The organism is Castellaniella denitrificans, from assembly GCF_042653765.1.
GTDB classification, from domain to species: Bacteria; Pseudomonadota; Gammaproteobacteria; order Burkholderiales; family Burkholderiaceae_B; genus Castellaniella; species Castellaniella denitrificans.
In genome coordinates, this window is record NZ_JBHSEZ010000004.1 from 255,868 (window position 1) to 268,148 (window position 12,281).

Genomic DNA, 12,281 nt, shown 5'->3' on the forward strand with positions numbered 1-12,281 from the left:
CGGTCTGCACACCGGGCCTGATCCGGCCCGGAACCACCTCAGCCCGCCGACGGCAGGGGCGGCGGCATCGGCGGCAGGGTGCCGCCCGCCTCCGGTCCGTCCGGCGCGCGGGCCGGCGCCTGCAGCTGCGGCATCTCGACCGTGGACACCGGACCGGTCATGCGCGCGCCGTGGCGCCGGATGATGTCGGCGATCTTCAGCAGCACGTCCTCCTGGGTGTCCATGTAGTCGTTGTAGTCGGTGCTGACCGTGAAGGCGTACAGGGACAGCTTCAGGGAAAAAGTCCCGCAGCTGCTGAAGTTGAAGGCGAAGAAATCGTGCTTCACCCCGGGATGCCGGCGCAGCATGTCGCGGACGTCGGCGACGATGGCCGGCACGGCGTCGATGTCGGCGTAGCGGATGTGGATGTCCTCCATGATGCGGCGGCTGGTCATGCGGGTGTGGTTGATGACCGGCTGGGTGTTGAACATCGCGTTGGGCACGTAGAAGGGCTTGCAGTCGAAGCCGATCAGGCGCGTGGCGCGCCAGCCGATGTGCTCGACCCCGCCCATCAGGTCGGTGCCGGGGATGATGATGTATTCGCCGACCTTGAACGGGCGGCTGGCGAAGATCGTCAGCCCGCCCAGCAGGTTGGCCACCAGGCTCTGCGCGGCGAAGCCCACGGCGATGCCGCCCATGCCGCCGAAGGCCAGCAGGCCGGCGATGGAAAAGCCCAGCGCCTGCATCATCATCAGGATGGCCGTGATGACGATGGACGCCTTGGTCAGCTTGCCGATGGCGTCGGCCGCCGTGGGATCGAGTTCACGGCCGCGCTCGCGCGCTCGCAGCAGCAGGTTGTCCTGGATGCGGTTGACCGCGCGCAGCAACAGCCACATCACCACCAGGATCACCCCGACGTCGCGGATCGGCGCCAGGCCGTGCGCCAGCAGCGAATCCCTGGCGAACGCCCGGTCGGACTCGCTCAGCAGGATCTGGCCGGCCAGGGCGATGCCCAGCACCCAGACCAGCATCTGCGCCGGCACGGACGCGCCCGCCAGCAGCCCGTGCCCCCAGGCATGCCGCACGGGATGCAGGCGGCGGGCGAGGCGTTCCAGCACGAACCGCAGGAGGCCGCCGGCCAGGAGGGACCCCAGGACGGCGGCAAATACCAGGATGATGGTCCGCCATTCATGGTAGACCGCCGACGATTGTTCGAGAAAAGAGGAAATCAAGCCACAAAGCTCCATGCCGCAATGATCGATGGTTCCAGTGTATCGGCCCGCCCGACGGTCCTTCAAACCATGTCGGCCATGAATAGTCCTCATTTGTTTCCGGATATCTCCGGATAGGGCGCGATCCGCTAAGGTTATCCTGCAGGAAAACGCCCCCCATCCCGCATCACTCCGCAGGAGACACACCATGTCCGGACGACGCACGGGCCCCGGCGCGGGCCGCTTGGCGCGCGCCACACTCGGCACCCAGCTGTTCATCGCCGCAACCCTGATCACCATTCTGGTGATGGCGGTCCTGGCCTCCATCATCACCTGGCAGAACCGGCAGACGGCCATCGACAACGTCAGCGCCGCCAACCGCTCCGGACTGCAGGGCTACGACCGCACCCTGCAGCTGATCTACGACATCGCCCGCAAGCGCAGCGAATCCCTGTACCCGGTGCTGATCCGCTACATGAACGGCGAGCCCAAGCCCACCGGCCAGGTCGAGAACGGCCTGCCGGTCTTCAAGTCCTCGGGCATGCCCATCAACGGCGACCAGGACCTGATGCGCAGCGTCACCGGCATGTCGGCCGAGCTCTACGCCCGCACCGACAAGGGCTGGACGCGCATCGCCAGCGCCTACCAGGACCGTCCGGACCATGCCCTGGGACAGGTCCTGGACCCCTCCGACCCCATCGCCCAGGCCCTGGACCGGGGCGAAGTCACGCACACGCCCGGCCTGATCGGCGACAAGTGGCACCTGGTCACGGTCAATCCGCTCAAGGACGGCGGCAAGGTCTACGGCGGGATCGTCGACCACCTGGACATCAGCGCCCAGATCGACCCGGTGCTGAAGGACCTGACCGAGACCAAGCTGGCCGAATACGGCCAGCTGTTCGTGCTGCGGCCGACCGCCGACCGCAAGGACTGGATTCGCGTCGCGGGCATGTTCGGCAAGCCCGGCGACCGGTTCAGCGCGGGCAACCCGCCGGACGACTTCGCGGCCATGAACGGCGCCTTCCAGTCGGCTTCGGCCGGGGTGAAGCGCGTCACGGTCAGGGGCCAGGAGATCTTCCTCGCTTGGCGGACGGTACCCAACTGGGGCTGGCTGATGTACGGCTTCGGCGACGTCGACGACTACCTGGCCGAAAGCACCCGCGAGATGTGGATCCAGCTGGGCGTGATGCTGCTGGGCACGCTGATGATTTCCCTGCTGATCCGCTGGCTGGCCCGCCGCACCCTGAGGCCGGTGCGCGACGTGGTGACCGGCATGCAGCGGCTGGGCGCGGGCGACCTGACCCATGAAATCCCGGACAGCCCGGCCGGCAGCCGCAACGAAGTCCATCAGTTGCTGGACAGCCTGCGCGGCACCCAGGACGCCCTGCGGCACATGATCCGCCAAGTGCGCCACAGCGTCGGCGAGATCCACACCGGCGCGCGCGAGATCGCCGTCGGCAACACGGACCTGTCCAGCCGCACGGAGGAACAGGCCGCCTCCCTGCAGGAGACGGCCGCCAGCATGGAAGAGCTGGCCTCGACCGTGCGCCAGAACGCCGACAACGCCCGCCAGGCCGACCAGCTGGCCGCGGGGGCTTCGCAGACCGCCCACCAGGGCGAGCAGGCCGTCCACGGCATGGTGGACACCATGAAACGCATCGCCGACAGCTCGTCCCGCATCACCGACATCATCGGCGTGATCGACAGCATCGCCTTCCAGACCAACATCCTGGCCCTGAACGCCGCGGTCGAGGCCGCGCGCGCCGGCGAGGAAGGCCGCGGCTTCGCCGTGGTGGCCGGCGAGGTCCGCGCCCTGGCCCAGCGGTCCGCCGAGGCCGCGCGCGAGATCAAGGCGCTGATCGAGACGGCGTCCAGGGAAGTCGAGTCCGGCACCCGCCAGGCGGGCGACGCGGGCGCCACCATGCAGGAAGTCCTGGCGGCGGTCGACCGGGTGACGCACATCATGGGGGAAATCGCCTCGGCCTCCAACGAGCAGTCCACCGGCATCGACCAGGTGAACCTGGCGGTCACGCAGATGGACCAGGTGACGCAGCAGAACGCCGCGCTGGTCGAGCAGGCGGCGGCCGCCGCCGATTCCCTGCGGGAGCAGGCCGACCGGCTGGCGGACACCGTGGCGGTGTTCCGCACCGGGGAAACCGAAGCGGCGGACCCGTCCGCGGCGCGGCCCCCCGCCCTCGGCCGCGCGGACGTGCCGCGCCTGCCTGGCTAGAGGGGCAAAAGCCGCCAGGCCAGCAGGAACATGACGGCGGCGATGCCGCCGTCCAGCCAGCGCCAGGCCCTGGGATCCCGGAACAGGGGCGCGCATAGCCGCGACCCCAGGCCCAGCGCCGCCAGCCACAGCACGCTGGCGGTCAGGGCGCCGGCGGCGAAGCCGAAGCGGGCGTCGGCGAAGCCGTGGGCGATCGAGCCCAGCACCATCATGTCCAGCCAGAAATGCGGGTTGAGCAGGGTGAAGCCCACCGCTCCCAGCAGGGCGGCGCGGCGGGAAGACACCGCGGCCTGGTCGGCCCGTGGACCGGCGGCCGGGCGCCAGGCCCGGCGTGCCGACTGGACGCCGTACCATGACAGGAACGCGACCCCGCACCATTGCACGGCGCCCGCCAGCCCGGGCAGCCAGGCCGTCAGCGCCTGCAGGCCCGACACGCTACCGAAGATGAAGCAGGCGTCGATCAGGGCGCACACCAGCAGGATGGCGCTCAGGTGCGCCCGGGCGATGCCCTGGCGCAGGATGAAAGCGCTTTGCGCCCCCACCACGGCGAACATGCCCAGACCCGTCAGCGTCCCGCTGGTCCAGGCGGCGACCAGGGGGGAAACAGTGGGAATGGCGGCGGCGAACATCATGGACTCCTGCGGCGGAAAACAAGGGACGGAGCGGCGCGCGGTCCGGGCCGCCCGCCAGTCCCCGCGCGGCGGCGGGCCGGAACGGACGCCGCGCGGGGGCCAGGACCGCATTGTGCGCAAGACCAGATATAAAATACAGCTAATTTATTTAAATATGGTTTAGAAAAACTTAATATACGGTTCCGATGCCGCCCGGCGCCGGACCTGCCGCCGGACACCGGGACACACGCCCATGCAACTGGATCACGACAACCTGCGCGCCCTCGCGGCCGTGGTGCGCGAAGGCAGCTTCGAGCGGGCCGCCGCCGCCCTGCACGTCACCCCTTCGGCCGTGTCCCAGCGCATCAAGACGCTGGAGTCCCGCATGGGACGGCTGCTGGTCCTGCGCACCATCCCGGCGCAGCCCACGGACGATGGCCGCATCCTGGTGCGCCTGGCCGAACAGGCCGCCCTCCTGGAACACGAGGCCCTGGACCGCCTGGGCATGGGCGACGACCGCCCCGCGCCCAGCCTGCGTGTCGCCGTCAACCACGACAGCCTGGAAACCTGGTTCATCGAGGCGGCCACGCGCTACGCGGAACAGACCCGCACGACGCTGGACCTGGTCTCGGAGGACCAGGACCACACGGCCGCCCTGCTGCGCAACGGCAGCGTGCTGGCGGCCGTCACCACACTGGGCGATCCGGTGCAGGGCTGCCGGGTCCACACGCTGGGCCGCATGCGCTACGTGGCCACCTGCACGCCCGCCTTCCATACGCGGCATTTCGCCCGCGGCGTCACCCCCGAGGCCCTGGCGCGCGCGCCGGTCCTGATCTTCAACCGCAAGGACGCCCTGCAGGCGCAGTTCGCGCGCGGGGTGATGGGCGACACGCCCTGGCAGCCGCCGACCTGGTGGGTGCCCTCGTCCCACGCCTTCGTCTCGGCCACGCTGGCCGGGCTGGGCTGGACCATGAACCCGCTGCCCATGGTCCGCGAGGCGCTGGAGACAGGCCGCCTGGTGCCCCTGCGGGCGCGGGCCTGGCACGACGTGCCGCTGTACTGGCAGCACTGGCGCACCGGCGCGCACACCATGGAACGGCTGACCTCGGCCGTGCTGAAGGCCGCCCGCGCCCTGGTGCGCCCGACCCGAGCGCCGGTCAGTTCCCCTGGCGCAGACGGCTCAGGGTCGTCGTCGGCGTGATGGCCTCCGGATCCAGCAGGCAGTGCAGGATGGCCGGCAGGCCGCTGTCCAGCGCGCGCCGCAGCGCGGGGGCGAAATCCTCCGTCGTCTCGACCCGCTCGCCATGGCCGCCGAAGGCGCGCGCATAGGCCGCGAAATCGGGATTGCGCAGCGCGGTGGCGGATACCCGGCCGGGGTAGCGCCGCTCCTGGTGCATGCGGATGGTGCCGAACATGCCGTTGTCGACCAGGATCACCAGGATCGGCAGATCGTACTGGACCGCCGTGGCGAATTCCTGGCCGTGCATCATGAAGCAGCCGTCGCCCGCCAGGCACACCACCCGGCGGTCCGGATAGAGGCGCTGGGCGGCTACCGCCGCGGGCAGGCCATAGCCCATCGAACCCGAGGTGGGCGCCAGCTGGGTGCCATAGGCGCGGAAGCGGTAGAAGCGGTGCAACCAGGTAGCGTAGTTGCCGGCCCCGTTGGTGAGGATGGCGTCCTCTGGCAGCACGGCGTTCAGGTGCTCCATCACCCGGCCCATCTGCAGGACGCCGGGATGCTCGATGACCGACGGATCGCTCCATTCCTGGCGCCGCGCATGCAGCCGCTCGCAGCGCTGGCGGCGCGCCGCCGTCGCCGTGGGCGCCAGGGGCTCGATGGCGCGCACCCAGGTCCCGGGGGCGCAGGCCATGGCGATGTCCGCCTGGTAGACGCGGTTCAGCTCGCCGACGTCGGGATGCACGTGAACCAGCGTCTGGGACGGGTTCGGCACGTCGAACAACGTGTAGCCCTGACTGGGGATTTCGGACAGCCGCCCGCCCACGGCCAGGATCAGGTCGGATTCGCGGATCGCCTCCAGCAGCCGGGGATCGGCGCCCAGCCCCAGGTCGCCGATGAAGCAGGGATGATCCACGGGACACAGCATCTGGCGGCGGAACTGCACCGCCACCGGCAGGGCGTGGCGCTCGGCGAAGGCGCCGAAGGCCTGCACGGAGCGGGCATCCCAGCGGCTGCCGCCGAGGATGGCCAGCGGCCGCTCCGCGTCCGCCAGGCGGTCGGCCAGGGCCTGGATCTGCGCGGCCGGCGGCAGGGTCTCGGGCACGTGGCAGGGCCGCGCATCGGCCACCGTCACGGTCTCGCCCAGCATGTCCTCCGGCAGGGCCAGCACCACCGGTCCCGGGCGGCCCGACAGCGCCACATGGAAGGCGCGCGACAGGTATTCGGGAATGCGGTCCGCCTGGTCGATTTCGGCCGCCCACTTGACCTGGGAGCCGAACACGGCGCGGTAGTCCATTTCCTGGAAGGCCTCGCGGTCGCGCATCGCCCGGTCGATCTGCCCGACCAGCAGGATCATGGGCGTGGAGTCCTGGGACGCCACATGCACCCCCGCGAAGGCGTTGGCGGCGCCCGGCGCGCGGGTCACCATGCACACGCCGGGCCGGCCGGTCAGCTTGCCATAGGCCTCGGCCATGATGGCGGCCCCGCCTTCCTGGCGGCAGACCGTGACCTGGACATCGGCGTCGACCAGGCCGTCGAGCACCGGCAGGTAGCTTTCCCCCGGCACGCAGAATACGTGGTCCACGCCGTGGAGGCGCAACTGATCCACCAGGACGTGTCCGGCCAGGCGGGGGGCCGCCGGATGGGCGGCGGCCCTCGGCGCCATGCCGGCGTGGCCATGCTCGGCCCCTCCATGGAAGGCGGGGCTGGCGCTGTGACGCGTGGTCATGAAAGATTCCTTTCCGAAGAATGATCGAAACGCAGGGCGCAGCGCGCGGCGGCCAGATCCCAGGCCGCGCAGCCGACAGATTTGAAGACGGCCGCGCCCTCGGGCGGCCCGGCCGCCAGCAGGCAGGCCAGGGACCGCACGCTGGACCAGTCCACACCCGCCTGCAGGTAGTCGCCCGCCTCGTGCCGGGCGCCTTCGGGATCGTCCACGAACAGATGGCTGCCCGCCAGGGCCCGCGCGCCGATCTCGGCCAGGTCGTGGCGATAGGCCCCCACGCCGATCACCAGCCGGCCGGCGCGCGCAGGCTGGTCGTAGACCGGCGTGGCGCTGGTCGTCGCCGTGACCACCAGGTCGGCGTCCGGGTCGGCCTCGCGGGCCGGCCGGACCCGGTCCGTTCCGAAGGTCCGGGCGAACGCCTCGGCCCGTCCCGGCGCATGGCCGATCACGTCCACCCGCGCGTCCGGATGCAGGTCGAGCAGGGCCTCGACATGGCCCGCCGCCTGGGTGCCGGTGCCGAACACGGCCGCGTGGCGGACGCCGCCGGGCAGCAGCCGGCTCACGGCCAGCATCGACACCGCCGCCGTGCGCCGCGCCGTGACGGTCGGCCCGTCCAGCAGCAGGCGCAGCCGGCCGGTTTCGCCGTCGTAGACCGACACCATGCCGTTGATCGTCGGCAAGCCGTGCGCGCGGTTGCCCGGCGCGACATTGACCAGCTTGTGGATGCCGACGTCCGCCGCCGTCGCCGGCATGGACAGCATGACCGCGCCGCCGGGAAACGGCACGGCCTGCCGCGCCGGCGCGCACAGGCGGCCCGCCGCCATGTCGTCCGCGGCCTGGGCGATCTCCCGCATCAGGGCCGGGAACGGCAGCAGGGCGCGGGTCCCGGCCGCGTCGCACAGCGCCTGTCCTGTCTCATTCATCGCCGTTCTCCTCGTCCGCCGCCGCGCCGATGGATCCGGCCCCGGTCCCCGGCGCGGCCATGCCGGACAGCGCCATGCTGAGCCACAGCACCTCGGCGTCCCGCGGGCCGGCGTTGACCAGCCGATGCCGCATGCGGCTGTCGATGTAGAAACAGTCGCCGGCCTCCAGGATCACGGACCGGTAGTATTCCGTATGCAGCTCGACGGCGCCTTCCAGCACGTAGACGAATTCCTCGCCCTCGTGCCGGCTCCAGCCCTCGTCCGCCGCCAGATCCCGCGCCTTGATGGTGCTGCGGAACGGCATCATGCGCTTATGCGAAAGCTGCGAGCACAGCAGCCGGTGCCGGTACATCGGCGTCTCGTGGATCTCGCCCTCGCCGGCCCGCTCGACGCTGCGCCGCCCCGCGCCCATGTGCTCCCGCGCGGGGACGAACAGTTCGGCCACGTCCACGCCCAGGCCGTGGGCCAGGCGCAGCAGCACGTCGTACGTCGGGGACATCAGGCCGTTCTCGATCTTCGACCAGGCGGACGCCGACACCCCGCTGGCGTCCCCCGCCTGCCCCTGGGTCCAGCCGCGCCGCAGGCGCAGCGATTTCAGGCGCTCGGCCAGCGCGGACTGGCGTTCCTTGACTGCGTCGATGCTCAATTTTCCTTCCCTTCCGATGCGGCGCCCGGCCTGGCTCGGCTCCACTCTACACCACGTTTTTCTCGATGATCGGCCGACCTTCCAGGATGCGCCGCCAGCCCAGCCGGCCGAGGTCCAGCGTGCGATACCGGCCATGCGCGATCAGTTCCGCCAGCGCCCGGCCGACGGCCGGCGCCTGCTGCATGCCGTGGCCGCTGAAGCCGTTGGCGAAATACAGGTTGTCCAGGTCGGGATGCGGACCCAGGATCACGTTCTGGTCGACCAGGTTCATGTCGTAGTGCCCCGCCCAGCTGCGCACGCAGCGCAGGGCCTCGAACGCCGGCACGCGCCGCGCCAGCAGGGGCCAGAGCACGTCCTCGAACAGGGCGTGCTGCACGTCGAAATCGAAGCATTCTGGATCCTGGTCCGGCGGCGGGGCGATGCCGGTGATGAATCCCTGCCCCTCGGGACGGAAATACGCCCCGCTGGGATCAATCACCATCGGGCATCCCGGCAGGCGCTCAGGGCACTGCACGTAGAAGACGCTGCGCTTGCGGGCCTGCACCGGCAGCTCGATGCCCGCCAGGCGCGCCAGGGCCGGCGCGCCGACGCCGGCGGCATTGACCAGGGCGCCGCACGCCAGCGCCCGGCCGTCGTCCAGGCGCACCCCCGTCACGCGCGCGCCCGCGCGCTCGATGCCCGCCACCCGGCGCGGCAGGTACGTGGCGCCCTGGGCGATGGCCTTGCGCCGCAGTCCCTGGAGCATGCCATAGGCGTCCAGCCAGCCCTCGCCGCTCAGGCCCAGCGTCCCGGCCGCCAGGTCGTCCACGCGCAGCCAGGGAAACCGCGCCCGCAGGGCGGCGGCGTCCAGCAGGGCGACGTCCGCCCCCTCGCGCCGCTGCAGGGCGTGATTGTCCCGCAGCACGGGCAGGCCGGCAGGCGTGGCCAGGAACAGGTAGCCGCCTTCGTGGAACGCCGGATCGGGCCGGATGCCGTCCACGGCCAGGACGTCACCGAAGGCACGCAGGAATTCCGTACCGAAGAGCGACATGCGGATGTTCTCTTCGGTGGAGAACTGATGGCGGATCGACGCGGCCGACAGGGCGGTGGCGCAGTACTGATAAGAGGGATCGGGCTCGATCACGGCGACCGAGCCCCCGAAGCCGGGGTCCGCCGTCAGGAAATACGCGACGGCGCTGCCGACGGCGGCCCCCCCGGCGATCACGACATCGAACTGCGTCTGCGACATCCTGCGGCGCTCCAGTCTCTCTATCCCTGCCCCTGTCCGGCCCCTATTCTGGAAGCAATCCCGCCCCATTTCCCTAGGCATTTTCCCTAGAGGCAAAAAATTTCCCATCGGAAATATGCGTGATATGCTGGTCCGGATCCCGACCCGAGGCGCCGCTTCGAGCGGCGCGCCCAGCCCGGAGCTTTCATGATGGATACCCAGGATCTTCTACGCTCTTTCGATCTGGACGCCGGCACGCTCCAGGCCGGCGGCCTGCCGGTCCGTTCCCCCATCGACGGCGCCCGCCTGGCGGACCTGCGCCCGCACGACGCGGACGACGCCCGGCGCATGATCGCCCGGGCCCACGAAGCCTTCCTGGCCTGGCGCCAGGTGCCCGCGCCCCGGCGCGGCGAACTCGTGCGCCTGCTGGGCGAGGAACTGCGCGCGCACAAGAGCGCGCTGGGCCGCCTGGTCTCCCTCGAAGCCGGCAAGATCGTCGCCGAGGGCGAGGGCGAGGTCCAGGAAATGATCGACATCTGCGACTTCGCCGTCGGCCTGTCGCGGCAACTGCACGGCCTGACCATCGCGTCCGAGCGTCCCGGCCACCGCATGATGGAGACCTGGCATCCGCTGGGCGTGGTGGGCGTGATTTCCGCCTTCAACTTCCCGGTAGCGGTCTGGTCCTGGAACGCCGCGCTGGCCCTGGTCTGCGGCGATCCGGTCGTCTGGAAACCTTCGGAAAAGACGCCGCTCACGGCGCTCGCCTGCCAGGCCCTGTTCCGGCGCGCGCTGGCGCGCTTCGGCGACGCGCCCGACGGCCTGCTGCACGTGCTGGTGGGCGCCCGCGAGCCGGGCGAAGCGCTGGTCGACGATCCTCGGGTGGCGCTGGTCTCGGCCACCGGGTCCACGCGCATGGGCCGCGAGGTCGGGCCGCGCGTGGCGCGGCGCTTCGGCCGCTGCCTGCTGGAACTGGGCGGCAACAACGCCATCATCGTGGCCCCGTCGGCCGACCTGGACATGGCCGCGCGCGGCATCCTGTTCGGCGCCATCGGCACGGCCGGCCAGCGCTGCACCACCACGCGCCGCCTGATCGTCCACGAATCGGTCGCCGACGCCCTGCTGGCGAGGCTGAAGGCCGCCTACGCCAGCGCCGCGGTGGGCGATCCGCTGGACCCCGGCACCCTGGTCGGACCGCTGATCGACCGGGCCGCCTACGAGACCATGCAGGCGGCGCTAGAACAGGCCCGCGCCCAGGGCGGCGCGGTCACGGGCGGCGAACGCCTGCTGGCCGACCGCCACCCGGACGCCTGGTACGTCCGCCCCGCCCTGGCCGAAATGCCCGGCCAGACCGACGTCGTACGCCACGAGACCTTCGCCCCGATCCTGTACGTCCTGCGCTACCGCGACTTCGACGAAGCCCTGGCGCTGCACAACGACGTCCCGCAGGGCCTGTCCTCGGCGATCTTCACCACGGACCTGCGCGAGGCCGAGACTTTCCTGGGCGCCACGGGATCGGACTGCGGCATCGCCAACGTCAACATCGGCACTTCGGGCGCCGAGATCGGCGGAGCCTTCGGCGGCGAGAAGGAGACCGGCGGCGGGCGCGAGTCCGGGTCCGACGCCTGGAAGGCCTACATGCGCCGTGCCACCAACACCGTCAACTATTCCCGAGAACTGCCGCTGGCACAGGGCATCCGATTTGGATGAGTCAGGACATAGGTCAGTCCCCGCGGACTGACCTATGCCTGACGAATCGGAGCGGCCCGCAGGCCGCGACGTGGAGAGACGCCGCGGCTGAAGATTAACCCGACGCGGACGAATCCGGGCCGCTTGCAAGCGGCGGGATGGACCAGCCCCCGCCCGGGAAAACGCCTGGCCTACCGCAGCAGGCGCGCGAGATCGACCGCCGTCCTGACCCCCATCTTCTCGAGAACGTGCGAGCGGTGCACCTCCACGGTGCGCATGCTGATGCCCAGGATATCCGCGATCACCTTGTTCATCCTGCCTTCCAGGATCAGGTCCAGGACTTCGCGCTCGCGCGCCGACAGCGTGGCCAGCCGCCGATCGACCTGAGCCCGGTCGCCCGCCTCGCGCGAGGCCTGCAGGGCCTCCTGCACACGGTCCATCAGCTTGTTGTCGTTGAAGGGCTTCTCGAAGAAGTCGAAAGCACCGCGCTTCAGGCTGTCGACGGCCATCGGCACGTCGCCATGGCCGGTCAGGAAGATGACCGGCACACGCCGCGTGAAGCCGCGCTCGGAGAGCGTGTCGAACAGCAGCGTACCGCTCATGTCGGGCATACGCACGTCCAGCAGCAGGCAATCGCCGGCCGGATCGAACGGATCGTCCGCTTCCAGCGCGCGCAGGAAGGCGTCGGCGCTGCCGTAGCCCGCCGCGGGAATCGAGCGCGAATACGCCAGCCAGCTCAAGGAGTCTCGGATGACCTCTTCGTCATCGACGATGTGCAGCATGGGTGTCCCTCGGGAAGTCCGCTTGGCGCCGGTTCGACGGGCCGCCTGCGCGGCGTCTTGTCATGGATGGTGGCCGCCGGCCGTCCTGCCGGCCGCCGACGGG

The 12,281-nt window shown here is 70.7% G+C and carries 10 protein-coding genes; 3 read left to right on the forward strand and 7 right to left on the reverse strand.

Going from position 1 to position 12,281, the window contains the following annotated elements:
* Positions 1-38: 38 nt before the first annotated feature.
* Entirely contained in the window at positions 39-1,211 is a 1,173-nt protein-coding gene (locus ACFO27_RS07340) for a mechanosensitive ion channel family protein (RefSeq protein ID WP_376816750.1), read from the reverse strand.
* Between the two features lie 187 nt (positions 1,212-1,398).
* Between ACFO27_RS07340 and ACFO27_RS07345 the strand changes: the two genes are divergently transcribed.
* Positions 1,399-3,420: a methyl-accepting chemotaxis protein gene (locus ACFO27_RS07345; protein WP_376816751.1), complete on the forward strand. Its 2,022-nt coding sequence runs from the start codon at positions 1,399-1,401 to the stop codon at positions 3,418-3,420.
* Here ACFO27_RS07345 and ACFO27_RS07350 read toward each other — a convergent pair.
* Positions 3,417-4,052, reverse strand: a complete 636-nt coding sequence (locus ACFO27_RS07350) for a LysE/ArgO family amino acid transporter (protein WP_462936697.1) — start codon at positions 4,050-4,052, stop codon at positions 3,417-3,419. The two genes, ACFO27_RS07345 and ACFO27_RS07350, sit on opposite strands and share 4 nt — an antisense overlap.
* Positions 4,053-4,284: 232 nt before the next feature.
* Here ACFO27_RS07350 and ACFO27_RS07355 point away from each other — a divergent pair, with 232 nt between their 5' ends.
* Positions 4,285-5,232 (forward strand): LysR family transcriptional regulator ArgP, encoded by a 948-nt coding sequence (locus tag ACFO27_RS07355; protein ID WP_376816752.1) that lies wholly within the window; start codon positions 4,285-4,287, stop codon positions 5,230-5,232.
* Here ACFO27_RS07355 and ACFO27_RS07360 read toward each other — a convergent pair.
* From ACFO27_RS07360 to ACFO27_RS07375, 4 genes are read right to left on the reverse strand one after another with little or no spacing between them, the layout of a single operon-like run.
* Positions 5,189-6,874: a thiamine pyrophosphate-binding protein gene (locus tag ACFO27_RS07360; protein ID WP_376816888.1), complete on the reverse strand. Its 1,686-nt coding sequence runs from the start codon at positions 6,872-6,874 to the stop codon at positions 5,189-5,191. The genes ACFO27_RS07355 and ACFO27_RS07360 overlap by 44 nt on opposite strands.
* A gap of 59 nt (positions 6,875-6,933) precedes the next feature.
* On the reverse strand, positions 6,934-7,857 hold the full coding sequence (locus tag ACFO27_RS07365) for a delta(1)-pyrroline-2-carboxylate reductase family protein (RefSeq protein WP_376816753.1): 924 nt from the start codon (positions 7,855-7,857) through the stop codon (positions 6,934-6,936).
* Complete coding sequence (locus ACFO27_RS07370; RefSeq protein ID WP_376816754.1) at positions 7,850-8,503, reverse strand: helix-turn-helix domain-containing protein; 654 nt, start codon at positions 8,501-8,503, stop codon at positions 7,850-7,852. The genes ACFO27_RS07365 and ACFO27_RS07370 overlap by 8 nt, the downstream gene beginning before the upstream one ends.
* A 46-nt stretch (positions 8,504-8,549) precedes the next feature.
* On the reverse strand, positions 8,550-9,731 hold the full coding sequence (locus tag ACFO27_RS07375; protein ID WP_376816755.1) for an NAD(P)/FAD-dependent oxidoreductase: 1,182 nt from the start codon (positions 9,729-9,731) through the stop codon (positions 8,550-8,552).
* Between the two features lie 189 nt (positions 9,732-9,920).
* On the opposite strand from ACFO27_RS07375, the gene amaB reads away from it, so the two are divergent.
* The gene (gene amaB / locus ACFO27_RS07380; RefSeq protein ID WP_376816889.1) at positions 9,921-11,417 is read left to right on the forward strand and encodes an L-piperidine-6-carboxylate dehydrogenase; all 1,497 of its coding nucleotides are present in this window, start codon (positions 9,921-9,923) and stop codon (positions 11,415-11,417) included.
* Positions 11,418-11,587: 170 nt separating this feature from the next.
* Here amaB and ACFO27_RS07385 read toward each other — a convergent pair whose 3' ends face one another.
* Positions 11,588-12,178 carry a response regulator transcription factor gene (locus ACFO27_RS07385; protein WP_376816756.1) on the reverse strand — a complete coding sequence of 197 codons (591 nt, stop codon included), beginning with the start codon at positions 12,176-12,178 and terminating at the stop codon, positions 11,588-11,590.
* Positions 12,179-12,281 lie beyond the last annotated feature (103 nt).

Coding starts and splice junctions, on each gene's coding strand:
- amaB (WP_376816889.1), top strand. CDS start 9,921: ATGGATACCCAGGATCTTCTACGCTCTTTCGATCTGGACGCCGGCACG.
- ACFO27_RS07355 (WP_376816752.1), top strand. CDS start 4,285: ATGCAACTGGATCACGACAACCTGCGCGCCCTCGCGGCCGTGGTGCGC.
- ACFO27_RS07345 (WP_376816751.1), top strand. CDS start 1,399: ATGTCCGGACGACGCACGGGCCCCGGCGCGGGCCGCTTGGCGCGCGCC.
- ACFO27_RS07365 (WP_376816753.1), bottom strand. CDS start 7,857: ATGAATGAGACAGGACAGGCGCTGTGCGACGCGGCCGGGACCCGCGCC.
- ACFO27_RS07375 (WP_376816755.1), bottom strand. CDS start 9,731: ATGTCGCAGACGCAGTTCGATGTCGTGATCGCCGGGGGGGCCGCCGTC.
- ACFO27_RS07360 (WP_376816888.1), bottom strand. CDS start 6,874: ATGGCGCCGAGGGCCGCCGCCCATCCGGCGGCCCCCCGCCTGGCCGGA.
- ACFO27_RS07350 (WP_462936697.1), bottom strand. CDS start 4,052: ATGATGTTCGCCGCCGCCATTCCCACTGTTTCCCCCCTGGTCGCCGCC.
- ACFO27_RS07385 (WP_376816756.1), bottom strand. CDS start 12,178: ATGCTGCACATCGTCGATGACGAAGAGGTCATCCGAGACTCCTTGAGC.